The sequence below is a fragment of the Novosphingobium chloroacetimidivorans genome, assembly GCF_014204535.1.
In the GTDB taxonomy this organism is placed as follows: Bacteria; Pseudomonadota; Alphaproteobacteria; order Sphingomonadales; family Sphingomonadaceae; genus Novosphingobium; species Novosphingobium chloroacetimidivorans.
This window is the reverse complement of record NZ_JACHLR010000009.1, coordinates 77222-102632: the sequence shown is the minus strand read 5'-3', so window position 1 is coordinate 102632 and position 25411 is coordinate 77222. Positions and strand designations below refer to the sequence as shown.

Below are 25411 nucleotides of genomic sequence, written 5' to 3'. Positions count from 1 at the left end.
TCAGTCGGCCGCCATGCTGAAGCTCTACAACAGCCTGACCCGCGCCCTCGAGCCGTTCGAGCCCGTCCATCCCGGAGAGGCGCGCGTCTACAGCTGCGGGCCGACGGTCTACAACTATCCCCATATCGGCAACATGCGCGCCTACGTCTTCGCCGACGTGCTGGGGCGAACGCTGAGCCACCAGGGCTACGCGCTCACCCACGTCATCAACATCACCGACGTCGGCCACCTGACCGACGACGCCGATGCCGGCGAGGACAAGATGGAGAAGATGGCGCGGACCCAGGCGCAATCCATCTGGGACATCGCGCGCCATTATACCGAGGCGTACTGGGCGGACATCGCCGCGCTCAACGTGCGCCAGCCGGCCAAGTGGTCGATCGCCACCGACTACGTGCCGCAGATGATCGACTTCGCGAAGAGCATCGCCGACCGGCACTGCTACGAGCTGGACAGCGGCCTCTACTTCGACGTGTCGACTGTGGCTGACTACGGCCGCCTGGCGCGACTGGTGACGGACGAGGGCGAGAGCCGCATCGATCCCGTAGCGGGCAAGCGCAACGCCGCCGACTTCGCCATCTGGCGCAAGACCCCGCCGGGCGAGACGCGCCAGATGGAGTGGGACTCTCCCTGGGGCCGGGGTGCGCCGGGCTGGCATCTGGAATGCTCGGTCATGTCGGGCGACTTGCTGGGTTTCCCCTTCGACATCCACACCGGCGGCATCGACCACCGCGAGATCCACCACCCCAACGAGATCGCGCAGAACCAGGCGTTCTGCTGCGCAGGCGCTCTCGACGTGCCGGCGAACTCGGGCGCGCGGGTGTGGATGCACAACAACTTCCTGGTCGAGCGCAGCGGCAAGATGAGCAAGTCCTCGGGCGAGTTCCTGCGCCTGCAATTGCTGATTGATCGCGGCTATCACCCGCTCGCCTACCGGCTGATGTGCCTCCAGGCGCATTATCGCAGCGAGCTGGAATTCTCGTGGGAGAACCTCGGCGCGGCGCTCACCCGGCTCAAGCGCATGCTGATGGCGAGCGAGCGCCTGCGCGATGCAGCGCCGTCGGACGACGTGCACCCGAAGCTCGCGCCGATGCTGGAGACATTCGAGGCGGCGATCGCGGACGATCTCAATACCGCGATCGCCTTGACCGCGCTGGAGGACGTGCTCGCGGCCAAGAAGGTGGATGCCGGCGCCAAGCGCGCGGTGGTCGAGCGCATGGACGCGGTGCTCGGCCTCGACCTGTTCGGCAAGATACGCGCCGACTTGCGGCTGCGGCCCACTGCGGCGCGGATCACCGAGGCAGAGATCGAGGCCACGCTCGAACGGCGCAAGGCAGCGCGTGCCGAAAAGGACTTCGCCGCGTCCGACGCGCTTCGGGACGAACTCGCGGCCGAGGGCGTCGAGGTGATGGACGGCGATCCGCTCGGCTGGGAGTGGAAGCTGGGGTGAAGGCCCACGTTGCCCGGGTCGAGCCCGTGACGAAGCTCGCAACTCGGCCGGCCTTGGTCCGTTCAATCGCCATGAGTTCGCCCGCATGACCTTCGCCGTCTTCACCGAGACCGCACGCCCGTTCATCGAAGGCCGCCTGCCGGCCGGGATCGACGCGCACTGGTTCGAGACGTTCGACGAACTGCCCCCGCTCATGGCCCAAGCCGAGATCGCCTGGATCGACGTGTTCCGCGAGGGCGTGAACGTGGCGCAAGCCGTGCGCGAGGCACCGCGCCTGCGTTGGCTCAATACGGTGGCGGCGGGGATCAACCACTTGCCGCTCGATCTCATGGCGCAGCGCGGCACCGTGCTGACCAACGGCGCCGGGCTGCATGCGGGCACCATTGCCGAATATGCGCTGCTCGGCATGTTGACGATCGTGAAAGGCTATCGCGAAGTCGTGCGCGCGCAGGACCGGCATGAGTGGCTGCACGAGCCGCCGGGGCGCCGCGAGCTGGCCGGCACGTCCGCGCTGATCGTGGGCGCAGGTGCCATCGGAGGCCGGATCGGCCAGTTGCTGCGCGTCTTCGACGTGGGCGTGACCGAAGTGCGCCGCAGCGGCGCGCCGGGTACTCTGCGCGTCGACGAGTGGCGATCTCGGCTGGCTGATTTCGACTGGGTGATCGTCGCCGTACCCTCCACCCCCGACACTCACGGTATGATCGGCGCGGCCGAGTTCGCGGCCATGAAGCCGGGCGCGGTGATCATGAACTTCGCGCGCGGCGAGGTGATCGAGACCGAAGCGCTGCTGGCCGCGATCGACAGCGGCCACTTGGGCGGCGCGTTCCTGGACGTGACCGATCCAGAACCGCTGCCGCCCGAGCACCCGCTATGGGCTCGCGAGAACGTCCACATCTCCATGCACCTGTCCGGTCGATCGCAGGAGACGATCTTCCAGAAAGGCGCGGAGCGGTTTCTCGGCAACCTCGACCGTTATCTTGCCGGCGAGCCGATGGAGCACGTGGTCGATCTGCAGGCGGGATATTGAAACCGTCGACCCGGACTCGATCCGGGTCCGGTCCCGACATTTCGAGTGCTTTGCGTACCACGACAAAGCCGCGACATGGCGGAACCGGTCCCGGGTCGAGCCCGGGACGACGATGTCCTACAACCCTCGTCCAGCACCAGCAGCTCGATCCCCAACGCCATGCGCGGTCCATCGACCAGACTGTGCTCTACAGAGGTAACGCCCGCGTCGGCGACGAGGCTGCCACGCAAGCGGAACTCATGGTCGGGCAGGGCGGCGATCAGGTGCTCGCCCGCCGCGACCGCTTCCGCCCCTTCGAACGTCAGCGCGAACTCGTGCCGCGCGCCGCTGAAGGTGCTGCTCGACCAGGGTCGCTCGGCATGGCGGACCAGTTGCGCCAGCGGACCGGAAAGGGTGAGCAGTTCGCTCAGCAGCATGAGCCACGGCCCGCGCGCACCGTCACGGCGGAGCGTCTCGATCATCGGGCAGTGTCGGGTGGGTTCAACGAACATGGTGTTCCTCTTTGTACGTGTTCATGAATTGTTCCAGTCGTGCTTCCATCGAAGGTCGAGGAACGCGGCCGTTGCGCATGTCGGCGACCAGCCGCGGATCGCCCGCGGCCAGGCGGCCGAACCGGGTCCATGGCATGCCCGTGGCGCGCAGGAAGCGTTCCACCTGGGACAGGATCATCTGCGGCCTCCACCGTGCTGGACTCGAACTCAGTTCGCCCTTTGTTCCAAGTGAAATCCTACTTGTCTAGGAAATTTCTTGCACTAAGTTGTCCACATGGAACTGGACGCCACTCGCTCCCGATTGCTTGCCCTGGCTGAGGAACGGCGCGTCAGTCTATCGCAGCTGTCGCGGCTGATCGGCAAGAATGCCAGCTATCTCCAGCAGTTCGTCCGCAAGGGCAGCCCTCGCAAGCTGGAGGAGAACGACCGTGCGGTGCTTGCACGGTTCTTCGGCGTGCCCGAGGCGGAGCTGGGTGCGGCGCAGGAAAAATCCTTCGACGCGGACGCGTGGGTTGACATACCGCGGCTGCCTCTCGAGGCTTCGGCCGGTCCGGGCACGTCGGTTGAAGGGGAGGATGCGATCGGCAGCTTCCGCTTCTCGCCGCGCTGGCTGCGCGACCAGGGGCTGCAGCCTCACCGGCTCTCGGCCATTGCCGTGCGCGGTGATTCGATGGAGCCGACCTTGCGCGATGGCGACGAGATCCTGGTCGAGGCGAGCCCCGGCACCTTGCGCGAAGGCATCCACGTGGTTCGCTTCGACGGCGCACTCCTGGTCAAGCGGCTGGAGGTCCGCCGCGCCGGTCACGTCGCGCTGTTGAGCGACAATGGCGCGTACCGCCCGATCGAATGCGCGCTCGGCGATGTCGACGTGATCGGCCGCGTGGTGTGGAAGAGTGGACGTTTGTAGGCACGTTGCCCTCCCCGATCCGGGGAGGGGGACCGCCAGCGTAGCTGATGGTGGAGGGGACTCGCGCCGTTACGCGCCGCCGGCTGGCACGCGCCTCCAGCGCTTCGCCATGCAGAGAGTCCCCTCCGTCAGCCGCTTCGCGTCTGCCACCTCCCCGCATCGGGGAGGACAGGCATGCGCCGCGCGAGGATCCGGGCATTGCAATCGCCCGCCGCTCCAGCCATCTCGCCGGGATGACCCAGCCCCAACCGCCGATGCGCGTGGCGATCCTGCCCGTGACCCCGCTGCAGCAGAACTGCAGCCTGATCTGGTGCACCGCCACCATGAAGGGCGCGCTGGTCGACCCGGGCGGCGACCTCGACAAGCTCAAGGCCGCGCTCGCCAAGACGGGCGTCACGCTGGAAAAGGTGCTCGTCACCCACGGCCATCTCGACCACTGCGGCATGGCTGGCGAACTCGCCAGGGAACTCGGCGTGCCGATCGAGGGGCCGCACGAGGAGGACCGCTTCTGGATCGCCCAGCTCGATGACGACGGCCCGCGCTGGAACATGGAGGCGCACAGCTTCGAGCCGGACCGCTGGCTGGACAACGGCGACCAGGTCACCGTGGGCGACCTCACCCTGGACGTCTACCACTGCCCGGGGCACACGCCGGGCCACGTGGTGTTCCATCACGCACCCTCGCGCTTCGCCATGGTCGGCGACGTGCTGTTCCAGGGCTCGATCGGCCGCACCGACTTCCCGCGCGGCGACTTGCAGACCCTGCTCGATTCGATCACCGGCCGGCTCTGGCCCCTGGGCGACGAAACTACGTTCGTTCCGGGGCACGGCCCGATCAGCACCTTCGGCGACGAGCGGCGATCCAACCCCTTCGTCGGAGACGCCGCCCTGGCCTGACCGGGCGTGGCTTACATGCCGCCGAGCGCGATCGTCACCGCCACCGCCGACAATCCCGCCAGCGTCAGGACGGTCACGATGAACCCGCCTGCCCGCAGGGGGTTCGAATCGGTGCGGTCCATGCCGAACCCGTGCGCCACCCGCGCCAGCATGTAGATCGAGCCGACGACCGCCAGCCATGTGCCGCCCTTGCCGGTCAGCTCGATGGCTGCGATCAGGATCAGCACGAAGGGCGTGTACTCGACGAAGTTGGCCTGCGCTCGCATGCGTTGCTGCAGCATCGGCTTGCCGCCGTCCCCGTGCAGGACCTTGCTGTCGAAGCGCAGCTTGCCGGTGCGGATCGCCAGCCACAGGTTGATGATCGCGGCTGCTGCGGCCAGGCTGAGCGTGGTCTGTAGAATCAAGGCAGTCCTCTCCCGAGTTCATCTCGTGCGAGATGAAGCATGGGGCAGCCGGGAACGGCTTGCAACTCGCGCGAAATCGGGTATAGGCGCGCCTTCGCAAAGCCGCCGGTCCATACGGTCTCGGCGGCCTTTTTGACAGAAACACAGATCTCCAGGAACAGGTGCCGAAATGGCTGTCCCTAAAAGAAAGACTTCGCCTTCACGCCGTGGCATGCGCCGCAGCCACGACGCGCTCAAGGTTGAAGCCTTCGCCGAGTGCACCAACTGCGGTGAGCTGAAGCGCCCGCATCACCTCTGCACGGCCTGCGGCCACTACAACGGCCGTGAAATCGTCGCGGTCGAAGCTTAAGACCTGACGCTTTCTAGGTCTGGAGGGTTGCGATGAGTCTGCCGCGTATCGCCATTGATGCGATGGGCGGTGACGAAGGCGTGCGCGTGATGGTCGAAGGTGCCGCGCTCGCGCGTCGCCGTCACGACCGCTTCAAGTTCCTGCTTGTGGGCGACGAGCCGCGGATCAAGGCCGCGCTCGAAACGCACCCGAACTTGCGGGCTTCGTCCGAGATCCTTCACACCGAAGGCGTGATCAGCGGCGAGGACAAGCCGAGCCAGGCGATCCGCCGCGCCAAGAGCACCTCGATGGGGCTGGCTATCAACGCGGTGAAGACCGGCGATGCCGGTGCCGCGGTCAGCGCGGGCAACACCGGCGCGTTGATGGCGATGGCCAAGCTCGCGCTTCGCACGATGCCGGGGATCGATCGGCCCGCGCTCGCCGCGCTGTTGCCCACGCTTGGCGACAACGATGTCGTCATGCTCGACCTTGGCGCCAATACCGAGTGCGACACCCGCAACCTCGTGCAGTTCGCGATCATGGGCGCCGCCTATGCCCGCGTGGTCACCGAGCGCGAGGCGCCGCGCGTGCGCCTGCTCAACATCGGCACGGAAGAGACCAAGGGCACTGAAGAGCTGCGTGAGGCGGCCAACGTGCTCAAGGCGGCTGCGGCCGACCTTTCGATCTCCTTCGACGGATTTACCGAGGCGGACAAGGTCTGCCGGGGCGATGTCGACGTGGTGGTGACCGATGGCTTTTCCGGCAACATCGCGCTCAAGGCGATCGAAGGCACCGCACGTTTCGTGGGCGACCTGCTGCGGCGCAGCTTCTCCAGCTCGCTGCGATCCAAGGTGGGCTTCCTGGTCTCCAGGCCGGCGACCGAGCTGCTCAAGCATCACCTCGATCCCAACAATCACAACGGCGCGGTGTTTCTCGGCCTCAACGGCATCGTCGTGAAAAGCCACGGCAGCGCCAACGTCGCGGGTGTCGCCAATGCGGTGGCGGTGACCGCGCGGTTGCTGGAAGAAGACGTGACCCACCGCATCACTGCCGATCTCGCACGCGTCGGCGCAGACTCGCTGCGCATGCGCGGCCCCATGGAGGAGCGCGCCTGATGCGCCGTTCGGTCGTCATCGGCACTGGATCCGCGCTGCCGCGCACGGTGCTCACCAACGCCGAGCTGGCGGCGCGCGTGGATACCACCGATGAGTGGATCGTAGAGCGCACCGGCATTCGCCAGCGCCACATCGCGCAAGCCGACGAGACCACCGCCACGCTGGCGACCGACGCATCGCGCGCGGCGATCGCGGCCGCGGGGCTGGAGGCCAGGGACGTCGATCTGATCGTGCTCGCGACGGCGACGCCCGACCAGACCTTCCCGGCCACCGCCACGATCGTCCAGCACAACCTGGGCTGCCACGGCGGTGTCGCGTTCGACGTGGCCGCCGTGTGCTCGGGCTTCCTCTACGCCATGGGCGTGGCCGATTCGATGCTGCGCGCAGGGATGGCCCGGCGTGCCCTGGTGATCGGCTCGGAAACCTTCAGCCGCATCCTCGACTGGGAGGATCGCACGACGTGCGTGCTGTTCGGCGATGGCGCAGGGGCCGTGGTGCTGGAGGCTCGCGAGGAGAGCGGCGAGGCGCCGCGCGGCGTGATCGCCACCAAGCTCCATGCCGATGGCACCCACAACGAACTGCTTTACGTCGACGGCGGCGTGTCCACCACCGGCACGGTCGGCAAGCTGCGCATGAAGGGCCGCGAGGTCTTCCGTCATGCAGTGGTCAACCTTGCCGAAGTGCTGCGCGAGGTGATCGAGGAGGCAGGGCTGCAGACCAGCGACATCGACTGGCTGGTGCCGCATCAGGCCAACGCACGCATCCTCGATGCGACCGCACGCAAGCTCGGCATGTCGCCGGACAAGGTGGTCGTAACGGTGGATCGCCACGCCAACACTTCGGCGGCCTCGGTCCCCCTGGCGCTCGACGCCGCGGTGCGGGATGGGCGGATCAAGCCGGGGCAGCTGGTCATGCTGGAGGCCATGGGCGGCGGTTTCACCTGGGGTGCCAGCCTCGTGCGCATGTAGGCCTCGGCTATTTGCGTACTTTTGTACACAAGGCGGTGTACATTTGTTGATTTCCTCTAGGAAAAACCTATGGTCCGCGCGGGGATACTTGCGGAACAAGGTAGGGTGACGATGCGCTCGACGGAGACGCTTACGCGCGCGGCTATTGCCGAGGCCATTCACAGCAGGCTCGGGCTGTCCCGGGCCGAGTCGCTGGCGATGGTCGAATCGATCCTCGCCCACATGTGCGAGGCGCTCTCCTCAGGGGAGAACGTCAAGATTTCCGGCTTCGGCACGTTCCTGTTGCGCGACAAGGGCGAGCGGGTGGGGCGCAATCCCAAGACCGGCGTCGAAGTGCCGATTACCCCCCGCCGGGTCATGACCTTCCGCGCCAGCCAGATGCTCAAGGATCGCATCGCCGCTTCGTGATCGATACCGACGACGGCAAGCGGGGAGCGCGCACGATGGAAACCCAATTCGATGACGGCAAGGCGCCCGGCGCCTTGCGCACGATCGGCGAAGTGACGCGTGCGCTGGGCGTGCGCCAGCATGTGCTGCGCTATTGGGAAGAGCAGTTCCCCATGCTCCGCCCGCTCAAACGCAGCGGCGGACGTCGCTACTACAGGCCCGAGGACATCGCCCTGATCGCCGAGATCGACCGGCTGGTGCATCGCGAGGGCTTTACCTTGCGCGGTGCTCGCCAGTTCCTGGAAGCGGTCGGCAGCAAGCCGGCACAGGCCGCGCTTCCGCTGCCGGAGCCGGCCGCCGACGCCAAGCAGGCGGACTCGCCTTCCATCACCGACGAACTCAAGATGATCCGGGCCGATCTCGCCGAGGCTCTGGCACAGAGCTAAGCGCGCAGGATCAATCCTCCAGGCTCGGTCCCAGCCTGGGATCCAGGTCGCGCGGGCGCATCACGTGGACCAGGCGAGCGCAGCCATCGTCGATGTCCCGCCAATCCTCGATGTCGAGCTCCAGGACGGCGAACGCCGCGGTCGGGAACTTGTCCTCGATCATGTCGCGCAAGGGGCTGGAGCCATCGTCGGGCACCAGATCGAAGATCAGGTCTTCCAGGCCCGGATTGTGGCCCACCATCAGGATCGTCGGCGGGCCGCCGTCCTGGTCGCTATGCTGCTCGCGCAAGAGCTCCATCAGCGTCGGGGAACTCGCCAGATATATCCGCCGGTCCCAGTTGAGGGGCGGCACTTGGCCCGCGGCCTCGGCGGCAAGCTCGATCGTCTGCGTCACCCGCACCGCCGGCGAGGCGATGATGCGGCGCCATAGCACGCCGTAGTCGCGGATGTGCAGTCCCATCAACCCCGCGCCCTCGCGCCCGCGCTTGTTGAGCGGCCGGTCGAAGTCGCGCAGCCGCGCGTCGTTCCAGTCCGACTTGGCGTGGCGGAACAGGCCGAGCGTCTTCATGACGGCGCTCCTGCCAGAGCGATACGCATGACGATGAGGGCGTACCTGCAGGTGCTCATGCGTCGTGCTTGGCGTCGGTCTCGATCATGGTGGGCTCCTGACCATGAGCGGCGACACGTTGCAAGGCCTCGTCCAGCGTGACGCGATGGATCGGCGTGCAGGCCGGGAAGGCGGTCAGCAGGCGCGAGGGGAAGGCGGACGACAGCACGACGAAGTGCCCGCGATCGTCCTTGCTGCGGATCAACCGTCCGAACGCCTGCGCCAGCCGCGCGCGTATGATGCCGTCGTCATAGGACTGCGCGCCGCCGCCCTTGCTGCCGGCGTCGGATCCCGCGGCCAGGCGGCGGGCGCGGTGGAGAATGGTCGGCCGGGGCCAGGGCACCTGCTCCATCACCACCAGCCGCAGCGAGCGGCCAGGCACGTCGACCCCGTCGCGCAGCGCGTCGGTACCGAGCAGCGAGGCCTTGGGGTCGTCGCGAAAGATGTCGACCAGCGTGCCGGTGTCGATCGGATCGACATGCTGAGCGTAGAGCGGCAGGCCCCCACGCGCGAGGCGATCGGCGATGCGGCCGTGCACCGCGCGCAGGCGGCGAATGGCCGTGAACAGCCCGAGCACGCCGCCGCCCGAGGCTTCAATCAGCCGCCCATACGCACCGGCGAGCGCGGGGATGTCGCCGCGCGGGACGTCGGTGACGATCAGCACTTCGGCCTGGCCGGCATAGTTGAACGGGCTTTGATGCGCGGAGATCTGCGGAGCGACGCCGATATGCGGCGCGCCGCTGCGCCGGATCGCTGCCGCCCAGTCCTCCTCCTCGCGCCCGGTGCGATCGGTCAGCGTGGCGGAGGTCATGACCACGCCGTGGGCGGGCTCGAGCACGGTGCGCGCGAACGGCTTCATCGGATCGAGCCAGCGCCGGTGGATGCCGACATCGAACTCGCGCGCTTCGCTGCGCTCGATCGAAAGCCAGTCGACGAATTCGGGATCGGCGGCGCCACCGAGCCGCTCCAGCAGCGCCTCCCAGGCGGCGAGCAAGTCCACGCGCCAGCCGAGCGAATGGCGCGCGCCCTCGATCCGCTGGCGGCCCTGGCCGTCGAGCCAGTCTGGTGGTTCCTCTAGCAAGGCTTCGAGCCGAGTGCCGATGCGGATGAGGGGCTGGCGCAGCTCTGACAGCGCAGCGCGCGCGGCCTGCGCGAACTCGACGAACGGGCCTTCTAGCCCAGCCGCCTCGGTTTCCAGGCCATACCCCGCCTCGGTGCCGCCGCTTTCGTCGCGTGCGTAGACGGTGGCGCGGACCGCGGCGAGCAGGTCTTCCAGCGGTCCGGAAGGCGCGCCTTCGACCAGGCGCTGCAGCCAGCCATCGGAAGGCAGCGCCTCGGCGGCATCGCGCGCGGCGGCGATCGCGCGGCCGCCCGCCTCGTCATAGCTGGCGACGTCGGCCAGCCTCGCGGCAAGTCCGCGCCGGCGCCCGCGCGAGGCCTTCTCCGGCCCGATCACCCAGCGGCGCAGCTCGATCGCCTCGGCGCCGGTGAGCGCGGCGGCGAAGGTCGAGTCGGCGGCGTCGAACACGTGATGACCCTCGTCGAAGACGATCCGGGTCGGGCGGGCGGCGGGATCGCGTCCGCGCGCGGCGTTGACCATGACCAGCGCATGGTTGCCGATCACGAGATCGGCCCGCGCGCTCGCCCGCGCCGCGCGTTCGATGAAGCATTTGCGGTAGTGCGGGCAGCCGGCATAGACGCACTCGCCGCGCTGATCGGTCAGCGCCGCGATGCCGCGCTTGCGGAACAGCGTGCCCAACCAGCCGGGCAAGTCGCCGCCGATCATGTCGCCGTCCTGCGTATAGGCCGCCCAGCGCGCGACCAGGTGCGCCAGGATCGCCGCGCGCCCGGCAAAACCGCCTTGCAGCGCGTCCTCCAGGTTGAGCAGGCACAAGTAGTTCTCGCGACCCTTGCGCACCACCACCGGCTGCGAGCCGTCGGCCCGTCGTTCCGGCCAGGCGCGGCGGCTCTCCTGGCGCAGCTGGCGCTGCAAGGCCTTGGTGAAGGTGGACACCCAGACGGTGCCGCCCGACTGCTCGGTCCACAGCGACGCAGGCGCGAGATAGCCCAGCGTCTTGCCGATCCCGGTGCCGGCCTGTGCCAGCAGCAGATGCGGCTGCCCGGACTTGAGCCGCGGCGAGAAGGCACCCGCGGCGCGCGCCGCATAGTCGCGCTGGCCGGTGCGCTGCTCGGCGGCGGATCCGGTCAGCTGCGAGAGGCGGGAGAGGGTGCCCGCCTCGTCGATCTGCACCTGACGCGGCTGCGGCAGTTCGCCGGCATCCTCCCACTCCGGCAGCTTGGAAAAGAGCCAGCGCTCGGCCCGCTCGGGCCGGGGGATGCGGTGGGCGAGCGGGCCGGTCCACGGCCAACGGAGCCGGGTGAGCGACTGCAGCGCGCTCCACGCGCCTTCGCGCTCGGCCCAGGCCGGGTCCTCGCACGTGGCGAGCAGCACGCCCGCGGCTTCCTGCAGCAGGCGCGGCACTTGCGCGTCGTCGGCCGGCTCCTCCAGCGAGAGGGCGTGCGCCAGGCCCTTGGGTGTGGGCACCACGAACCGCGCCGGGTGGATGAAGGCATAGAGTTCGAGCAGGTCGAGGCCGGACAGGTCCGGATAGCCCAGTCGAGTGGCCACCAGCGGTGCGTTGAGGATCAGGTGCGGCGTGTCCGCCACGGCCATGACGGCCTCGCCCTTGCCGACCGTGCGCGTGGTGCCGCCCGCATCGCGCAGCCACGATCCGGCATGGCTCGCGTGGAGCGCGGGAAGGGCGAGCGGAGCCATCGGCAAGACGATGGGGTTTGCGGAACGAAAAGTAAACAGCGGAGGCGCGCCCTGGAGGTGAAAGCTTGACATCTAGAACCACATCGGTTACTTGGCCTCGCAGTTCGGATGCAGACGAGCGGCTTTCAGGCCTGTCGCTCTTGCCCGCACCACCTGCGGCCGGCGCTTTCGACGGGCGTCTGCAACCATGCGAAGCCTTTGCTCTCGTTCACCCGAGAGGCCGGCGGCAAGCTGCGAGCCCGTCTCGCCGGCGCTTCGCGTATCAGGGCCGATCCGGTGGCGCTTACGCCTTCCCACGCCGGACGTTCGCAATACTGGAAGCTGCGAGCCAACCCTGTCGCGCCAGGGCTGCGCCGGCCGCTTACGTCCGACGTCGCGATCTCACCCGGCGTTATCCCGCACTCGCCAGCGGGGGATCAGCCGTGCCTTCCAGATCCTCCCCTGCAAGGGGAGGGGGACCGCCGCCGCAGGCGGTGGTGGAGGGGTGTAACCCTCTCGGTCGCGCACTCCACCAGCGGGGACGCCCCTCCGTCACGCCTTGCAGGCGCGCCACCTCCCCTTGCAGGGGAGGATCTGAGCGCACCTTGTCCTCCCCGGACCGGGGAGGGGGACCGCTCGCGCAGCGAGGGGTGGTGGGGACTCGCGTCCTTACCCGTGCTTGCCGGCAAGGTCTGGAGATGCCGAGACTCCCCTCCACCACGCTTCGCGCGGTCCCCCTCCCCGTGCCGGGGAGGGACAGCCGCAGCCCCATCTTGCGACGATCGGTGACAAACCTCCTCTTGCATTCACCACTATAAGATATATCTTGAAGCAATCATGAAGGATCAAGGAATTACTATGAGACATTCACCACACGCATCGGAACACGGTCGTGCACGCGGCCACCGATGCGTTTCATCTGGCGAGCGCATGTTCGCCGGCGAGTTCGGGCGAGGACCGTTCGGCAAGGGGTTCGGCGGCGGGGCCGGGGCCGGCTTTCCCGGGCCATTCGGACCCGGCGGACCGCGCGGAGGTCGTGGAGAAGGGCGGCGTCGCCGCTTGTTCGACCAGGCGGAGCTGCAGACGCTGCTGCTCGCACTCCTCTCCGAGCAGCCGCGCCATGGCTACGATCTCATCAAGGAGATCGAGACGCTCTCGGGCGGCGAATACGCGCCAAGTCCCGGCGTCGTGTACCCGGCGCTGACCTACATGGAGGAGCAAGGGGTGATCGCCGCCGGCGCGGCCGAGGGTAGCCGCAAGTCGTACGAGGCGACCGAGGAGGGCCGCCGCCAGCTTGCCGATCAGTCCGATATCGTCGCCACGCTCCGCGCGCGCCTCGAGGCGCTGGCGCAGGCGCGGGAGAAGACCGACCCGGCGCCCGTGCGTCGCGCCATGCATTCCATGAAGACCGCGCTGTTCGACCGTCTCTCGCAAGAGGGCGTCAGCCGCGACACCGTGCTCGCCATCGCCGAGATCATCGACGAGGCAGCCCGCAAGATCGAAAGGATCGAACCATGACCCAGGTCGAAGCCCGCGTGCCCACCACGAGTGGAGGCAAATATGTCCAGCAACTATGCAAGCACTGGTCGCATAAGCTGCCGGTCGAGATCGAGGGTGACACCGGCGTGGTGACTTTCGACGGCGCGGTGGCGACGATGAAGGCGGACGCCGAGGCGATCGACGTCATCGTTCGCGGCGAGGATCGCGAGCAGGTCGATCGGCTGAAGGACGTGGTGGCCCAGCACCTCGACCGGTTCGCGTTCCGAGAAGCGCCCATGACATACGAATGGGCCTGGAAGTAAGGCGGACGTCGGCCAGACTCGGCAGAGCCGCCGATGGTACCTGCAAAACCCCACCCCGTCGTTCCCGCCTGCGTGGGGGCGACTGGGTGGGTTAGACCGTCTCGCGCTCGGGTTCCGGGGCCGCGGCGATCCGCCCGATCCGCAGCGGCTCCTTGAAGGTGTTCGTGACATAGGGGTAGGGGATCTCGATCCCCGCCGCATCGAGCGCCTTCTTCACCGCCAGGACGACGCTGTTGCGCGTCAGGCGGATGTCGGTCTTGCCGGTCGGCGCCCACCATTGCACCAGCAGATCCACCGAACTGGCCCCGAAGGTACGCGCGACCACCAGCACCGGCTTTTCGTGGACGATGTTGTCCAAGCCTTCGACCGCGGCCTGGATCAGCCGCTGCGCCTCTTCGAGGTCGCAGTCGTAGCCGACGCCGACCATGATCTCGTCGCGGCGCATCACGTCGTCGGTCAGGATCTTGACGGGGTTCTTGAACAGCTTGGAGTTGGGCACGATCGTCAGCTCGTTGGAAAGCTGGCGTACATGCGTCTCGCGCAAGGTGATGCGCTCGACCTTGCCGACGATGCCCTCGCACTCGATCAGGTCTCCGATGCGCATCTTCTCGCGCAGCATGATGAGCACGCCGGCCAGGAAGTTCTCGAAGATGTCCTGGAATGCGAAGCCGATCGCCAGTGCGCCGACACCCAGGCCGGCGAAGGCGCTGGCCGGCGTGAAGCTGGGAATGGCGACCGTCAGCGCGATCACCACGCCGATGATCCAGATCGCGAGCCGCACCAGCGTGTCGACGAGCTGCTTCAGGTCCTCGCGGATGTGCGTGTGCTTCGTCAGCCGATCGGCGATGCGGACGGCGAACTTGGCGAAGATCCAGGTGACCATCAGAATGATGAGCGCGATGCCCAGCTGCGGCAGCATCTGCACGAAGCCGCGCGCCATGCGCTCGACCTGGTTGTGTAAGGTGGCGATATAATTCACGAAAGCGACCGCTTGTGGCTGTGTTCAAGCTCTATGGAACAGCCCCCGGCCAGCGTGGTTCCCCTCGGCCACGCGCCAGCTTCGCGCTTGCAGCGCGGGCGCTTTCCCGCGAAAGGGCGGGAACCATGACAGATACTGACCAAAACCGGGGCCTGATCGACGCCGCTCTGAAGTCCAAGGCCTGGCCGTTCGAGGAGGCGCGCAAGCTCCTCAAGCGCTATCCCGAGGGCAAGCCAGGCGGGGCTCCGGTGCTGTTCGAAACCGGCTACGGTCCCTCGGGCCTGCCGCATATCGGCACGTTCCAGGAGGTGCTGCGCACGACCCTGGTGCGCCGCGCCTACGAGGTGCTGACAGGTGGTGCGCCGACGCGGCTGGTGGCGTTCTCCGACGACATGGACGGACTGCGCAAGGTGCCCGACAACGTGCCCAACGGCGACGTGCTGCGCGAGCATCTGGGCAAGCCGCTCAGCCGCATACCCGATCCGTTCGGCACGCATGAAAGCTTCGCGCACCACAACAACGCGATGTTGCGCGATTTCCTCGATCGCTTCGGGTTCGACTACGAGTTCGTTTCGGCGAGCGACCGCTACAACTCCGGCGGCTTCGACCGTGCGCTCGCCAATGTGCTGACGCACTTCGATGCGATCATGGGGGTCATGCTGCCGACCCTGCGCGAGGAGCGTCGCCGCACCTACTCGCCGGTGCTGCCGGTTTCGCCGACCACCGGCCTCGTGCTGCAGGTGCCGGTCGAAGTGCTCGATCCCGCGACCGGCATGATCGCCTTCACCGACGAGGACGGCACTCGCGTCGAGCAGTCGGTGTTCGGCGGCCAGGCCAAGCTGCAGTGGAAGGTCGACTGGGCGATGCGCTGGGTGGACCTGGGCGTCGACTACGAGATGTGCGGCAAGGACCTGACCGACTCGGTCACGCAATCCGGCAAGATCGCGCAGATCCTCGGCGGCCGTCGACCGGAGGGGCTGATCTACGAACTGTTCCTGGATGAGAACGGCGAGAAGATCTCCAAGTCCAAGGGCAACGGCCTCACCATCGAGCAGTGGCTGACCTACGGCACCGAGGAGTCGCTTGGCTTCTACCTGTTCCGCGAGCCCAAGAGCGCCAAGCAGTTGCACATCGGCGTGATCCCCAAGGCGGTGGACGAGTACTGGCAGTTCCGCGGCAACCTGGCGGCGCAGGAGCTGGACAAGCAGCTGGGCAATCCGGTGTGGCACTTGCTGCGCGCCAATGGCCAGCAGGCGGGGGCCGGCGACACGCTTCCGGTGACCTTCGGGCTGCTGCTCAACCTGGTGGGCGTGCTCGGCGCGGACGCGACGGCGGACCAGGTCTGGTCATACCTCGCCAACTACGTCGCCGACGCGACGCCCGAGGCGCATCCCGAGCTCGAGGCGCTGGTCGCCGCGGCGCTTGCCACTAACCGCGACTACATTGCGCCGACCCTGAAGCGCCGCGCACCCGCGGCGAACGAGGCGGCGGCACTGAAGGCGCTGGATGCCGAGCTGGCCGCTGCGCCGGATGCCTCGGCCGAGGACCTGCAGAACGCCGTCTACGAGATCGGCAAGCGCGAGGAGTTCGGTTTCGAGAACCTGCGAGATTGGTTCAAGGCGCTTTACGAAACCCTGCTCGGCTCCTCGCAGGGGCCACGCATGGGCAGCTTCATCGCGCTTTACGGCATTCCCGAGACCCGCAAGCTCATCGCCGAGGCCCTTCAGCATGCGCAAAGCCCCCAAGACAGCTGAGGAGCTCTGCACCGAGCTGCTCGGGCGCACGATCGACCAGGTCGATGCCGAGGAGCGCCGCGTGCTGGAGCGGATCGCCTCGGGCCAGATCGAGGACCTGGATGCGCAGGAAGAGGCGGCGCTGCATGCGACGTGGGGGCAGCGCCTGGCCGACAGGGTCGCCGCGGTCGGCGGCAGCTGGAGCTTCATCGTCGGCTTCGGCGTGGTGCTGGTCAGCTGGATGCTGGTCAACAGCCGCATCCTGGAAGACCTCGGGCTGCATCCCTTCGATGCCTACCCGTACATCTTCCTCAACCTGATGCTCTCGATGCTGGCGGCGATCCAGGCCCCGGTGATCATGATGAGCCAGAACCGGCAGTCGCAGAAGGACCGCATCGCCGCGCGGCACGACTACGAGGTGAACTTGCGCACCCAGCTGGAGATCATCCGCCTTCATCGCCGCTTCGACCGCCTGCTCGACAAGCTGGGTGAGGGCGACGAGGGGTGACGAAAAGCTGCCTTCCCCCGGGTCGGGGGAAGGATACGCAGGCTTGCGAGCGTGCTCGCTAGCCGAAGTTGGTTGGGGGCTTGGGCGCCTGCCGGCAAGCTGGGTGAAGGCGAGGATGGGTGATCTTTTCAGAGATCCTCCCCTGGAAGGGGGGGTGGCGCGCGCGTAGCGCGTGACGGAGGGGTGTAACCCTCTCGGTCGAGCACTCCTTAAGGCGGTTACACCCCTCCACCACCGCCTGCGGCGGCGGTCCCCCTCCCCTTGCAGGGGAGGACCTGGAAGCAGCTCAAGCGCCCCAGCGCCGCGAGCGGAACCACTTGGTAATCACGTACTTCACGCCCCGCTCAACCGGGAGCGCGGCATGCAGGGTGTCCCAGTTCACCCGTCCGTCGGGCCGGTTGTTGTTCCACAGCAGGAGCGCGCCGGCTTGCGGCGGGATGGTCACGCCCAGACGGGTGAACTCGGTGACGCCGCCGGCCTCCACGGTGTTGAGGTAGACCATCGCCGTCCAGCTGCGCTGCCCACCCAGCTGGCCCTCGGCACGCCAGTAGCCTTGCGTGGTGTCGAACCAGTCGCAGTGTTCCTTGAACTGCTGGCCCACGGTGTAGCGCTGGCCCTGAACCGTCTCGCCCCAGGCAAGGTCGATGCCCAGCAGATCGTATAGCCGCCGCTCGACCGCGCGCACCACCGGGTCTGACTGGGGCACGTCGCCCGAGTAGCTGGTGCGGAAATCGGGTTCGGCGTCGCGGGTGATGTCGGAGGGGCGGGCGACCTCGTCGATCAGTCGCATCACGTGCTCGCATTCGTGCGCATCGAGAAAGTCGCCCACGGCGAAGATCTCGGCCCGCTCGACAGGCACGCGGTAGACGGTCGGGTCCGCCGCCAGCCGTGCCCGGACCTTGTCGCCGATCGCGGCAAGCGCGCGGCGGTCGGGAGCAGGGCGGCTGCGCTCGGCGTGTTCGTCGATCGGGTCGGGCTGGACCATGGCCCGCCCGTGCTAGCCCAGGCGCCTGCAATGACAAGCGATTTGCGGGCCAGCTTGTCCTTGGCGGCCGCATCGGGCAGGTGTTGATGTATGATAAGCCAGCCAGCTCGCCGCTACAGCCGTGTCGCCATGATCCTGCACTGGCTGATCGCCGTGCTGATCGTGCTGAACTTCATCGCGGTCTGGGTGGCCGAGGACATGCCCAAGGCCGAGCGCATGCAGATCATGGCGAACCACAAGTCGATCGGGATTACCGTGCTGATCCTGACGGTGGCGCGCATCTTGTGGCGTGTGACGCACCGCCCGCCGCCGTTCCAGCGCACGCAGCAACCCTGGGAGCGAGCGCTGGCGCGGGGCGTGCACGCGCTGTTCTACTTCGCCATGATCGGCATCCCGCTGACCGGCTGGTCGATGGTGTCGGGGGGCGGGCCGGTCAGCGTCTTCGGACTGTTCCGAGTGCCCGCGCTGCCGGTGCCGACGAGTGAAGCCGCGTCCAGCACCTTCTTCACCGTGCACGAAAAGCTGGGAACGCTGATGCTGGTGCTGCTCGCCCTTCACGTCCTTGGCGCACTCAAGCACCAGTTCGTGGATCGCGACCGGACCTTGGGGCGGATGATCCCGTTCCTGCGCGCCCCGCGGGCGTAACGGCGGCAACGGACCGCAGCTCTCAGCCGGCCTCCCGCTCGCAGATCTGGGCAAGCTGCGCCGCACATGCGCTCCACCCCTCCTCGAAGCCCATCTCGGCGTGCTGGGTCTTCGCCTCTTCGGTCCAGTGCCGCGCGCGTGCGGTGTAGCGGGTGCCGTCACCTTCGGGGGCGACTTCCCAGATGCCGATCATGAACGGCCCGGCCGGCTCGAAGTCGCCCACGATTGCATCGGTGGTGACGAATCGCCGGCCTTCTTCATACGCGAGGTAGATACCGTCCTGCGGGATGACTTCGCCGTCCGGTCCGTACATCGTCATGCGGCAGGCGCCACCCGCGCGGCGATCCTGGCGATCCACTTCGGCGCGCCAAGGCGTCGGGCACCACCATTCGCACTGGCGTTCGGCCATGACCTCCCACACCTTCGCAGGAGGGGCGGCGATGAAGCGGGTGATCGTCAGTTCGTGGCTCGTCGCGGACATGGTCAGCTCCTTCAATCGCGATCGGGAGCGCCGAGCGGAAACCCGGCGCGGTAAGGGCGGGCGGCCTCGACGCAGCGCGAGACTGCCGGCAGCCGCAGCAGATGGGCCCGCCAGGCGCGCAGGCGGCGGAACTCGGGCGCGATCGGCAGCACCCACTCGGCGTAGAACAGCGAGGGCGCGGCGGCGCATTCGATCAGCGTCACTTGCTCGCCCCGGTCATAGTCCCGCAGCCAGTCGTCGAGCCAGGCATAGGCCTGCTCCAGTCTGGCCCGGGCTTCGGCGACGCGCACGGCGTCGGGATTGTCACGATCGCGCAAATACTCGTTCACCACGTCCTGCATCGGCGCCATGACGTAGTTGTCGAACACCCGGTCGAGCATGCGCATGCCGATCGCGGCGTCCTGGTCGTCGGGGATCAGCGACCCGCTCGGCGCATAGTGCCGGGCGATGTATTCGATGATTGAGCTCGCCTCGAGCAGCAGCGTGTCACCGTCCTGCAGCACGGGGAACTTGCTCAGCGGACCGGCGGACCGGACCACCGCGAGATGCTCGGGATGGTCCGGGCCGAGTACGCGCAAGTCGTAGTCGAGGTCGTTTGCATGCAGCGCGATCTGCACTTTCCACGTGTAGCTGGAGAACGGATGGCCATAGAGCGCCAGCCGCGCCGACTCGCTCATGCCGCGTGTCCTGCACGCGCGGCTTCGATCGCGGCGATGTCGATCTTGCGCATCGACTGCATCGCGTCGAATGCGCGCTTCGTCGCGGCGGGATCGGGATCGTCGTAGATCGCCATCAGCTGGCGCGGGGTGATCTGCCAGGATACGCCCCACTTGTCCTTGCACCAGCCGCACTGGCTTTCCTGGCCGCCGTTGCCGACGATCGCATCCCAGTAGCGGTCGGTCTCTTCCTGGTCCTCGGTGATGACCTGAAACGAGAACGCCTCGGTGTGCCGGAACGCGGGACCACCGTTCAGGCCGAGCGCGGGTATGCCCAGGCACGTGAACTCGACCACCAGCACTTCGCCCTCGGCGCCGTCGGGGACGTCGGCCGGAGCGCGGATGACCTTGGTCACCCGCGTGTCGGGAAGGGTCGCGGCGTAGAACTCCGCGGCTTCCTGCGCGCCGCCATCGTACCAGAGGCAGACCCGGTTCTTCCCGCTCATTTGCGCATCCTCTCGATCAGCTCGTTGTCGACGGCCTTTGCCGCCTTGTAGGCCGGCCGCGCCTGGATGCGCTCGGCATAGGCGACGAAGCTTTCCTTGGGCGGCAGGATGCCGAAGGTCATGCCCCAGTCGACCGAGCTGCCCAGATAGACGTCCGCCATGGTGAAGCGCTCGCCGCAGATCCAGGGACGATCGGACGTTCGGCTTGCCAGGAACCGGTCGAGCGTGGTCATCGTGCGTTCGAAGCTGCCCCAGCCGGCCATCATCTCCTGGTCCGGGCTCGGCTCGAACTTCAGCGCGCGCGAGGTGATGCACTGCTCGATCGGCCCCGAGGCGAAGAAGGTCCAGCGCAAGTAGCTGGCCGTCTCGGCCTCGTTGGGCAGCAGGCTCGCTTCGGGATGCATTTCGGCGAGGTAGAGGCAGATCGCCGCCGCTTCGGTCACCACGCGGTCGCCGTCCGCGGCATGGTGGACGATCGTCGGCACCTTGCCCATGGGATTGGCATCGAGGAACGCGGCGGGCTTGTCCTGCCAGTCGACCAGCACTTGCTCATAGTCCGCGCCGACTTCGTGGAGCGCCCAGCGCGCGATCTGCCCGCGGGACATCGGGTTGGTGTAGAAGGTGTAGTCAGCCATGCATCGTCTCCCCTCGTGCCCGGCCCGGCGCCTGGCGCATGTCCGGAACATTCATGGAACATACTGCGCCCGTCAAGCGCCAACACGCTCGCTCGCCCTGCTCACTCGTCTCGCCTACGCGCCCTGTGCTCCGACGAGGCCGAACATCGCGCCCTGCGGGTCGATGCCGACGACCACCCACTCGCCGCCGGGCACTTCCATCGGTCCCATGACGATCTGCCCGCCCTGGGCCTCTACCGTGCGTTTGGCCTCGGCGATCGAGGGAACGCCGAAGTAGAGGAGCCAGGCGGCGGGCTGCTGCGGGTCCTGCCGCTGCATGATCCCGCCCAGCGTTCGGCCGTGGTGGCCGATGAAGCAGTAGTCGCCCATCGGTCCCATCGGCATGCGCTCGTCGAAGGTGAAGCCGAACTGCTCGCCGTAGAACTTCAGAGAAGCGTCCAGATCCGGGCTCGAAAGCTCGTTCCAGCGCACCCGCTGAGCGGCTGCCTCGTCGAAGACGTCGCTGCTCGCCTCTGGACTGCCGGCCGGCGGAGTCGGGTTCATCAGGTAGATCGGCACGCCTTGCGGGTCCGCCACCATGGCGATGCGTCCGACCGGCAGGTCGGTCGCCGGCATCTGCACCTTGCCACCCTGGGCCTCGATCGCGGCGACTTGTGCGTCTACGTCGGGCGCGTGGAAGTAGGGCATCCAGCAGGGCTGTGCCCCGCCAGCCAGCATCTCGGGCGGCAGCGTCAGCACGCCGCCGGCCATGCCGCCATCGTCACGCACGATCATGCGGTAGTCGACGCCGCCCGCTGCGGGGTCGGAGTGGGCCGCGATCTTCCATCCGACCACCGGGCCGTAGAAGGCCGCGGCACCGGCGGCGTCGCTGGTCATCAGTTCGTACCAGATGAAGCTGCCTGCTGCGTTGCCCATCGTCAGTCTCCCGCCTTTGCTTCCAGCACGACGACCGGCTCGAAGCCGCCCCACACCATCCGCATGCCATCGAACGGTATCTCGAAGTCGGTCGGCATCTCCGCCTCCTGCATCTTGCGCGAGGCTTCCTGGCATGCGTCCCTGGACGGCCAGATCATGTAGGAGAAGACCACGCTCTCCTCCTCGGTCGCCTTCACGCCGCGGTAGAAGTCGGTCACCTTGCCGTGCGGCACGTCGTCGCCCCAGGCTTCGAGCACGGCTTGCGCGCCATATCCGGCGAACATGTCCCAGGCCTCGGCCGCCATCTTCGCGTAGATGTCGCGTTTGGCGGTGGGCACCGGGACCATGAAGCCCTGCACATAAGGCAGTGCGGTGTGATCGCCCTTTACGACCATCGCGTCGAACCCGCCGAAGATCATGCGGGCGCCATCGAACGGCATCGGGTTGCGGGCAGGATCCGCGCGAGGATCGGGATTGTCGGCGGCCATGGTGGCGGCCATGCCCTTGTCGCGCGTCTCCCGGTCTGGCCACTCGATCCAGGAGAAGGCGATCGTCTCGTCCTCGCGCGCATCCACGGCGCCGTAGAAATCGGTCACCTTGCCGTGCGCGACATCGTCGCCCCAGCACTCGACCACGCGCGTCGCACCGTGCTCGATGAAGATCGCGTCGATGGTGCGCGCATGCGCGATGAACTTGTCCCTGGCCGCGGTCGGGACCGGGATCACGAAACCGTCGTAGTAGGGCATGTCAGGCCTCCTGGCTCTTGCGTGAGGGCATCTCGTCGGAAAACGCCGCGAGCTGCGCGGCGAGGGCAGTCTGGAAGGCAGGCCGCGACACGCCCCGCTGGACATAGGCGGCGAGGGCGGGGCGCTCTTCGAGCAGGCCGGAGTCATCCGCACCGCGCAGCACGGTGACCATGGCTATGTCGGCGACCGAGAACGCCTCGCCCAGCCACTCGCGGTCGCCCAGCGCATCCTGCAGCCGGTCGAGCCGACCGCCCAGGTCCGCCATGAGCGAGGGCTTGCGCAGCGCGGCCCACTCCTGCTTCTTGGAGAAGATCGCGACGTTGGCCCACTCGAACACGTAGGGCTCGATGCTGTTGTATGCGGCGAAGATCCAGCTGAGCGCTGCGGCACGGGCCTGTCCGGCAAGCGGCAGCAGCCCGCCTTTCTCCCCCAGATGGACCAGAGTGGCGCCGCTTTCGAAAACGGTCAGGTCGCCATCGCGCAAGGTGGGAACCTGGCCCCAGGGCTGGTCGCGGAAGTACCACTCGGGCCGGTCGACCGCGCTGATCAGCCGCTCGCGATAGGCCAGGTCCATCTCCTCGCACGCCCAGCGCGGACGCAAGTCGCGGACGTAGCCTTGCGCGAACGGGGGGACCCAATCGAAAGCGGTGATCTCGATGGTTGCTTGGGGATCGATCGGCATCGTCTCTCTCCTTGGTGTCAGGCGTCCGCTTGCGCCGGCTGCTCGCCAGAGGCCATCGCCGGATCCATCCAAGTCAGTTCCCAAACGTGGCCATCAGGGTCGAGCAGGCTGCGCGTCATCATGAAGTCGTGCTCCTCGGGCGGGTTGATGTCGACCGTGCCGCCCGCGGCGCCGGCGGCTTCCACAAGCGCGTTCACCTCGTCGCGACTGTCGAAGGTCAGGCACAGCGCCACTTCGCTGGAGCCGCGATCGGGAATGGGGCGGGTGGTGAACGTCGCCCACTTCGCGTGCGTCAGGATCATCACGTAGATCGCGTCCGACCACACCATGCAGGCCGCGGTTCCGTCGCTGAACTGCGGATTGTTGGTAAAGCCCAGGCTTTCGTAGAAGCGGCGAGCCCGGCCGAGATCTTCCACGGGCAGGTTCACGAAGATCATCCGGCTCATCGCATCTCTCCTGTCATCTCCGAAGTGCTGCCAACCGCTGAGCGGCTGTCGACTCGGTCTTGCAGGAACCTGCCACGATAGTTACAAAAGGCAACCATGGGGTTGCAAAAAGATACTGACGTTGATCGCAAACAGCATGGGAAGTGGTACGACGATGCCTGCGGTGCCGCTTTCGCGATGGAACTCATCGGTGAGCGCTGGGCGCTGCCGGTCATCCGGGAGCTTATGCTGGGCGGGCGACGCTTCAGTGACATCCGCGCCAGCCTGCCCGGGATCAGCGCCAAGGTGCTCACCGAGCGACTAGCGAGCCTGGAGGCGGTGGGGATCGTCACGCGCACCACATTGCCGGCGCCGACCCCGGCGAAACTCTATGTGCTGACGCCCTGGGGCCTGGCGCTAGAGCCGGTCATGCAGGAGCTGGGCCGGTGGTCGGTGCAATCGCCCGAACACGACCCGCAACTGCCGCTGACGCCGGTCTCGCTGATGCTCTCGTTTCGCACCATGCTCGATCGGGATGCGGCGCGCGGAATGGAAGCGACGGTCCGCTTCGAAGTCGGTGCCGACCGGTTCGACGCGGAGCTGAGCGGCGCAGAACTGCGCATCATGCGCGCGCCGCCCGAAAGGGCAGCGGCGGACCTCGTCTTCCGCGCGGCCAAGGGGATCGCCTATCTGCGGGCCTTCTACGGCAAGCAACCGCTCGATGCCCCGGGCCTGGCGCTGGAGGTGGAAGGCGCTCGCGCGCTGGCGGAGCGGTTCATCGCCTGCTTCCACCTGCCGGCCAAGCGCCCGCCACCGCCGGACAAGCAAGCTTAGGATTTCGCCCGCAATCGCTGTTGCAGCGCAGCGCCGGCTCGATTAGCGGTTGCAGGCGATGACAGACCTTCCGAACCTGCAGGCCGACAGCCGCGACGCCACGATCCTCGCCGCACCCGACATCGAGGTCGACGTGCGCGAAACCTTCGGCATCGATATCGACATGAAGGTTCCCGCCTTCTCCCAGGCCGACGAGCGCGTGCCCGACCTGGACGAAAGCTACGTCTTCGATCCGGACACCACGCTGGCGATCCTGGCCGGCTTCGCGTTCAACCGCCGCGTGATGGTGCAGGGCTATCACGGCACCGGCAAGTCGACTCACATCGAGCAGGTCGCCGCGCGTCTCAAGTGGCCCTGCATCCGCATCAACCTCGATGCGCACATCAGCCGCATCGACCTGATCGGCCGCGACGCCATCGTGCTGCGCGACGGGTTGCAGGTCACCGAGTTCCGCGAAGGCCTGCTGCCCTGGGCGCTGCAGCACCCGGTCGCCCTGGTGTTCGACGAGTACGACGCCGGCCGCCCCGACGTGATGTTCGTGATCCAGCGCGTGCTGGAGACGGAAGGCAAGCTGACCCTGCTCGACCAGAACCGCGTGATCCGTCCAAATCCGAACTTCCGCCTGTTCGCCACGGCCAACACCGTCGGCTTGGGCGACACCTCGGGGCTCTATCACGGCACCCAGGCGATCAACCAGGGCCAGATGGACCGGTGGAACATCGTCGTCGGCCTCAACTACCTGCCCGAGAAGACCGAGACCGAGATCGTCGGCAAGAAGGTCAAGGGCGTCGATGCCAAGACCATCGCCGACATGGTCAAGGTGGCCGAGCTTTCGCGCCAGGGCTTCATCAACGGCGACATCTCGACCGTCATGAGCCCACGCACGGTGATCACCTGGGCCCAGAACACCGCGATTTTCAAGGACGCGGGCTTCGCCTTCCGCCTCTCGTTCCTGAACAAGTGCGACGAGACCGAGCGGATGCTCGTGGCCGAATACTACCAGCGCGTGTTCGGGACGGAACTGCCCGAGAGCGTCGTCGCCAAGGCCTGAGGCGGCCTTGCCAGCGGCTTCGTTCCTGGCTTGGGTCGGGAACGGAT

General features: G+C 67.4%; 31 protein-coding genes. 16 read left to right on the top strand and 15 right to left on the bottom strand.

The window, feature by feature from the left end:
- Positions 1-13 precede the first annotated feature (13 nt).
- Positions 14-1450 (top strand): cysteine--tRNA ligase, encoded by a 1437-nt coding sequence (cysS, locus tag HNO88_RS11705; protein WP_184245307.1) that lies wholly within the window; start codon positions 14-16, stop codon positions 1448-1450.
- A gap of 85 nt (positions 1451-1535) precedes the next feature.
- Positions 1536-2477 (top strand): NAD(P)-dependent oxidoreductase, encoded by a 942-nt coding sequence (locus tag HNO88_RS11700; protein WP_184245305.1) that lies wholly within the window; start codon positions 1536-1538, stop codon positions 2475-2477.
- Here HNO88_RS11700 and HNO88_RS22300 read toward each other — a convergent pair.
- Positions 2423-2968, bottom strand: coding sequence for a hypothetical protein (locus tag HNO88_RS22300; protein WP_246381626.1), 546 nt, complete (start codon positions 2966-2968; stop codon positions 2423-2425). The two genes, HNO88_RS11700 and HNO88_RS22300, sit on opposite strands and share 55 nt — an antisense overlap.
- The gene (locus HNO88_RS11690; protein ID WP_184245303.1) at positions 2958-3146 is read right to left on the bottom strand and encodes a hypothetical protein; all 189 of its coding nucleotides are present in this window, start codon (positions 3144-3146) and stop codon (positions 2958-2960) included. The genes HNO88_RS22300 and HNO88_RS11690 overlap by 11 nt, the downstream gene beginning before the upstream one ends.
- 96 nt (positions 3147-3242) lie before the next feature.
- On the opposite strand from HNO88_RS11690, the gene HNO88_RS11685 reads away from it, so the two are divergent.
- Together HNO88_RS11685 and HNO88_RS11680 are read left to right on the top strand one after the other, a co-directional pair.
- Positions 3243-3875, top strand: a complete 633-nt coding sequence (locus tag HNO88_RS11685) for a S24 family peptidase (RefSeq protein ID WP_184245301.1) — start codon at positions 3243-3245, stop codon at positions 3873-3875.
- 233 nt (positions 3876-4108) lie between these two features.
- Complete coding sequence (locus HNO88_RS11680) at positions 4109-4771, top strand: MBL fold metallo-hydrolase (protein ID WP_281384010.1); 663 nt, start codon at positions 4109-4111, stop codon at positions 4769-4771.
- Between the two features lie 11 nt (positions 4772-4782).
- Here HNO88_RS11680 and HNO88_RS11675 read toward each other — a convergent pair whose 3' ends face one another.
- Positions 4783-5175, bottom strand: a complete 393-nt coding sequence (locus tag HNO88_RS11675) for an MAPEG family protein (protein ID WP_184245299.1) — start codon at positions 5173-5175, stop codon at positions 4783-4785.
- 169 nt (positions 5176-5344) lie between these two features.
- Between HNO88_RS11675 and rpmF the strand changes: the two genes are divergently transcribed.
- The 5 genes from rpmF (at position 5345) to HNO88_RS11650 (ending at position 8419) form a co-directional block, all read left to right on the top strand.
- Complete coding sequence (gene rpmF / locus HNO88_RS11670; RefSeq protein WP_184245297.1) at positions 5345-5524, top strand: 50S ribosomal protein L32; 180 nt, start codon at positions 5345-5347, stop codon at positions 5522-5524.
- A 32-nt stretch (positions 5525-5556) separates the two neighbouring features.
- Complete coding sequence (plsX, locus tag HNO88_RS11665; protein ID WP_184245295.1) at positions 5557-6618, top strand: phosphate acyltransferase PlsX; 1062 nt, start codon at positions 5557-5559, stop codon at positions 6616-6618.
- A complete protein-coding gene (locus tag HNO88_RS11660; RefSeq protein ID WP_184245294.1) occupies positions 6618-7586 on the top strand; it encodes a beta-ketoacyl-ACP synthase III in 969 nt (322 codons plus the stop codon). Before plsX ends, HNO88_RS11660 begins: the two co-directional genes overlap by 1 nt.
- Positions 7587-7697: 111 nt before the next feature.
- Positions 7698-7994 (top strand): integration host factor subunit alpha, encoded by a 297-nt coding sequence (locus HNO88_RS11655; RefSeq protein WP_184245501.1) that lies wholly within the window; start codon positions 7698-7700, stop codon positions 7992-7994.
- 35 nt (positions 7995-8029) lie between these two features.
- Positions 8030-8419 carry a MerR family transcriptional regulator gene (locus HNO88_RS11650; RefSeq protein ID WP_184245499.1) on the top strand — a complete coding sequence of 130 codons (390 nt, stop codon included), beginning with the start codon at positions 8030-8032 and terminating at the stop codon, positions 8417-8419.
- Positions 8420-8429: 10 nt separating this feature from the next.
- On the opposite strand, the gene HNO88_RS11645 is transcribed toward HNO88_RS11650, so the two are convergent.
- Positions 8430-8987, bottom strand: coding sequence for a SixA phosphatase family protein (locus HNO88_RS11645; protein WP_184245292.1), 558 nt, complete (start codon positions 8985-8987; stop codon positions 8430-8432).
- A gap of 55 nt (positions 8988-9042) precedes the next feature.
- A complete protein-coding gene (locus tag HNO88_RS11640) occupies positions 9043-11802 on the bottom strand; it encodes an ATP-dependent DNA helicase (protein ID WP_184245290.1) in 2760 nt (919 codons plus the stop codon).
- Positions 11803-12711: 909 nt separating this feature from the next.
- Here HNO88_RS11640 and HNO88_RS11635 point away from each other — a divergent pair.
- Together HNO88_RS11635 and HNO88_RS11630 are read left to right on the top strand one after the other, a co-directional pair.
- A complete protein-coding gene (locus HNO88_RS11635) occupies positions 12712-13299 on the top strand; it encodes a PadR family transcriptional regulator (RefSeq protein WP_246381625.1) in 588 nt (195 codons plus the stop codon).
- On the top strand, positions 13296-13583 hold the full coding sequence (locus tag HNO88_RS11630) for a DUF2218 domain-containing protein (RefSeq protein WP_184245286.1): 288 nt from the start codon (positions 13296-13298) through the stop codon (positions 13581-13583). Before HNO88_RS11635 ends, HNO88_RS11630 begins: the two co-directional genes overlap by 4 nt.
- Positions 13584-13674: 91 nt before the next feature.
- Here HNO88_RS11630 and HNO88_RS11625 read toward each other — a convergent pair whose 3' ends face one another.
- Positions 13675-14562 carry a mechanosensitive ion channel family protein gene (locus HNO88_RS11625; RefSeq protein ID WP_312857062.1) on the bottom strand — a complete coding sequence of 296 codons (888 nt, stop codon included), beginning with the start codon at positions 14560-14562 and terminating at the stop codon, positions 13675-13677.
- Between the two features lie 125 nt (positions 14563-14687).
- Between HNO88_RS11625 and HNO88_RS11620 the strand changes: the two genes are divergently transcribed.
- On the top strand, positions 14688-16316 hold the full coding sequence (locus tag HNO88_RS11620; protein ID WP_184245284.1) for a lysine--tRNA ligase: 1629 nt from the start codon (positions 14688-14690) through the stop codon (positions 16314-16316).
- Positions 16291-16803: a DUF1003 domain-containing protein gene (locus HNO88_RS11615; protein WP_184245282.1), complete on the top strand. Its 513-nt coding sequence runs from the start codon at positions 16291-16293 to the stop codon at positions 16801-16803. Before HNO88_RS11620 ends, HNO88_RS11615 begins: the two co-directional genes overlap by 26 nt.
- Before the next feature lie 286 nt (positions 16804-17089).
- On the opposite strand, the gene HNO88_RS11610 is transcribed toward HNO88_RS11615, so the two are convergent.
- Complete coding sequence (locus tag HNO88_RS11610) at positions 17090-17788, bottom strand: prolyl hydroxylase family protein (protein ID WP_184245280.1); 699 nt, start codon at positions 17786-17788, stop codon at positions 17090-17092.
- Positions 17789-17878: 90 nt separating this feature from the next.
- Here HNO88_RS11610 and HNO88_RS11605 point away from each other — a divergent pair, with 90 nt between their 5' ends.
- Positions 17879-18433 (top strand): cytochrome b, encoded by a 555-nt coding sequence (locus HNO88_RS11605; RefSeq protein WP_184245278.1) that lies wholly within the window; start codon positions 17879-17881, stop codon positions 18431-18433.
- A 22-nt stretch (positions 18434-18455) separates the two neighbouring features.
- On the opposite strand, the gene HNO88_RS11600 is transcribed toward HNO88_RS11605, so the two are convergent.
- The 8 genes from HNO88_RS11600 to HNO88_RS11565 form a co-directional block, all read right to left on the bottom strand.
- Positions 18456-18914: an SRPBCC domain-containing protein gene (locus HNO88_RS11600; protein ID WP_184245276.1), complete on the bottom strand. Its 459-nt coding sequence runs from the start codon at positions 18912-18914 to the stop codon at positions 18456-18458.
- Positions 18915-18925: 11 nt separating this feature from the next.
- Positions 18926-19591, bottom strand: coding sequence for a glutathione S-transferase family protein (locus HNO88_RS11595; RefSeq protein ID WP_184245274.1), 666 nt, complete (start codon positions 19589-19591; stop codon positions 18926-18928).
- Positions 19588-20076, bottom strand: a complete 489-nt coding sequence (locus tag HNO88_RS11590; RefSeq protein ID WP_184245272.1) for a VOC family protein — start codon at positions 20074-20076, stop codon at positions 19588-19590. Before HNO88_RS11590 ends, HNO88_RS11595 begins: the two co-directional genes overlap by 4 nt.
- Positions 20073-20711 carry a glutathione S-transferase family protein gene (locus HNO88_RS11585; RefSeq protein ID WP_184245270.1) on the bottom strand — a complete coding sequence of 213 codons (639 nt, stop codon included), beginning with the start codon at positions 20709-20711 and terminating at the stop codon, positions 20073-20075. Before HNO88_RS11585 ends, HNO88_RS11590 begins: the two co-directional genes overlap by 4 nt.
- 114 nt (positions 20712-20825) lie before the next feature.
- On the bottom strand, positions 20826-21626 hold the full coding sequence (locus HNO88_RS11580) for a VOC family protein (RefSeq protein ID WP_184245268.1): 801 nt from the start codon (positions 21624-21626) through the stop codon (positions 20826-20828).
- 2 nt (positions 21627-21628) lie between these two features.
- Positions 21629-22372 carry a DUF1428 domain-containing protein gene (locus HNO88_RS23185; RefSeq protein WP_184245266.1) on the bottom strand — a complete coding sequence of 248 codons (744 nt, stop codon included), beginning with the start codon at positions 22370-22372 and terminating at the stop codon, positions 21629-21631.
- Between the two features lies 1 nt (position 22373).
- A complete protein-coding gene (locus tag HNO88_RS11570) occupies positions 22374-23054 on the bottom strand; it encodes a glutathione S-transferase family protein (protein ID WP_184245264.1) in 681 nt (226 codons plus the stop codon).
- Positions 23055-23071: 17 nt separating this feature from the next.
- Entirely contained in the window at positions 23072-23500 is a 429-nt protein-coding gene (locus HNO88_RS11565) for a VOC family protein (protein ID WP_184245262.1), read from the bottom strand.
- Positions 23501-23677: 177 nt separating this feature from the next.
- Here HNO88_RS11565 and HNO88_RS11560 point away from each other — a divergent pair, with 177 nt between their 5' ends.
- Both HNO88_RS11560 and cobS read left to right on the top strand, forming a co-directional pair.
- A complete protein-coding gene (locus HNO88_RS11560) occupies positions 23678-24313 on the top strand; it encodes a winged helix-turn-helix transcriptional regulator (protein WP_221419979.1) in 636 nt (211 codons plus the stop codon).
- A 58-nt stretch (positions 24314-24371) separates the two neighbouring features.
- Positions 24372-25364 carry a cobaltochelatase subunit CobS gene (gene cobS / locus HNO88_RS11555; RefSeq protein WP_184245258.1) on the top strand — a complete coding sequence of 331 codons (993 nt, stop codon included), beginning with the start codon at positions 24372-24374 and terminating at the stop codon, positions 25362-25364.
- The last annotated feature ends 47 nt before the right edge of the window (positions 25365-25411 follow it).

Coding starts and splice junctions, on each gene's coding strand:
- HNO88_RS11630 (WP_184245286.1), top strand. CDS start 13,296: ATGACCCAGGTCGAAGCCCGCGTGCCCACCACGAGTGGAGGCAAATAT.
- HNO88_RS11680 (WP_281384010.1), top strand. CDS start 4,109: ATGACCCAGCCCCAACCGCCGATGCGCGTGGCGATCCTGCCCGTGACC.
- HNO88_RS11570 (WP_184245264.1), bottom strand. CDS start 23,054: ATGCCGATCGATCCCCAAGCAACCATCGAGATCACCGCTTTCGATTGG.
- cysS (WP_184245307.1), top strand. CDS start 14: ATGCTGAAGCTCTACAACAGCCTGACCCGCGCCCTCGAGCCGTTCGAG.
- HNO88_RS11590 (WP_184245272.1), bottom strand. CDS start 20,076: ATGAGCGGGAAGAACCGGGTCTGCCTCTGGTACGATGGCGGCGCGCAG.
- HNO88_RS11650 (WP_184245499.1), top strand. CDS start 8,030: ATGGAAACCCAATTCGATGACGGCAAGGCGCCCGGCGCCTTGCGCACG.
- HNO88_RS11615 (WP_184245282.1), top strand. CDS start 16,291: ATGCGCAAAGCCCCCAAGACAGCTGAGGAGCTCTGCACCGAGCTGCTC.
- HNO88_RS22300 (WP_246381626.1), bottom strand. CDS start 2,968: ATGTTCGTTGAACCCACCCGACACTGCCCGATGATCGAGACGCTCCGC.
- HNO88_RS11610 (WP_184245280.1), bottom strand. CDS start 17,788: ATGGTCCAGCCCGACCCGATCGACGAACACGCCGAGCGCAGCCGCCCT.
- HNO88_RS11565 (WP_184245262.1), bottom strand. CDS start 23,500: ATGAGCCGGATGATCTTCGTGAACCTGCCCGTGGAAGATCTCGGCCGG.
- HNO88_RS11635 (WP_246381625.1), top strand. CDS start 12,712: ATGTTCGCCGGCGAGTTCGGGCGAGGACCGTTCGGCAAGGGGTTCGGC.
- HNO88_RS11660 (WP_184245294.1), top strand. CDS start 6,618: ATGCGCCGTTCGGTCGTCATCGGCACTGGATCCGCGCTGCCGCGCACG.
- HNO88_RS11685 (WP_184245301.1), top strand. CDS start 3,243: ATGGAACTGGACGCCACTCGCTCCCGATTGCTTGCCCTGGCTGAGGAA.
- HNO88_RS11605 (WP_184245278.1), top strand. CDS start 17,879: ATGATAAGCCAGCCAGCTCGCCGCTACAGCCGTGTCGCCATGATCCTG.
- HNO88_RS11560 (WP_221419979.1), top strand. CDS start 23,678: ATGGAACTCATCGGTGAGCGCTGGGCGCTGCCGGTCATCCGGGAGCTT.
- HNO88_RS11700 (WP_184245305.1), top strand. CDS start 1,536: ATGACCTTCGCCGTCTTCACCGAGACCGCACGCCCGTTCATCGAAGGC.
- HNO88_RS11655 (WP_184245501.1), top strand. CDS start 7,698: ATGCGCTCGACGGAGACGCTTACGCGCGCGGCTATTGCCGAGGCCATT.
- HNO88_RS11600 (WP_184245276.1), bottom strand. CDS start 18,914: ATGTCCGCGACGAGCCACGAACTGACGATCACCCGCTTCATCGCCGCC.
- HNO88_RS11585 (WP_184245270.1), bottom strand. CDS start 20,711: ATGGCTGACTACACCTTCTACACCAACCCGATGTCCCGCGGGCAGATC.
- HNO88_RS11580 (WP_184245268.1), bottom strand. CDS start 21,626: ATGGGCAACGCAGCAGGCAGCTTCATCTGGTACGAACTGATGACCAGC.
- HNO88_RS11690 (WP_184245303.1), bottom strand. CDS start 3,146: ATGATCCTGTCCCAGGTGGAACGCTTCCTGCGCGCCACGGGCATGCCA.
- cobS (WP_184245258.1), top strand. CDS start 24,372: ATGACAGACCTTCCGAACCTGCAGGCCGACAGCCGCGACGCCACGATC.
- HNO88_RS11595 (WP_184245274.1), bottom strand. CDS start 19,591: ATGAGCGAGTCGGCGCGGCTGGCGCTCTATGGCCATCCGTTCTCCAGC.
- plsX (WP_184245295.1), top strand. CDS start 5,557: ATGAGTCTGCCGCGTATCGCCATTGATGCGATGGGCGGTGACGAAGGC.
- HNO88_RS23185 (WP_184245266.1), bottom strand. CDS start 22,372: ATGCCCTACTACGACGGTTTCGTGATCCCGGTCCCGACCGCGGCCAGG.
- rpmF (WP_184245297.1), top strand. CDS start 5,345: ATGGCTGTCCCTAAAAGAAAGACTTCGCCTTCACGCCGTGGCATGCGC.
- HNO88_RS11640 (WP_184245290.1), bottom strand. CDS start 11,802: ATGGCTCCGCTCGCCCTTCCCGCGCTCCACGCGAGCCATGCCGGATCG.
- HNO88_RS11645 (WP_184245292.1), bottom strand. CDS start 8,987: ATGAAGACGCTCGGCCTGTTCCGCCACGCCAAGTCGGACTGGAACGAC.
- HNO88_RS11620 (WP_184245284.1), top strand. CDS start 14,688: ATGACAGATACTGACCAAAACCGGGGCCTGATCGACGCCGCTCTGAAG.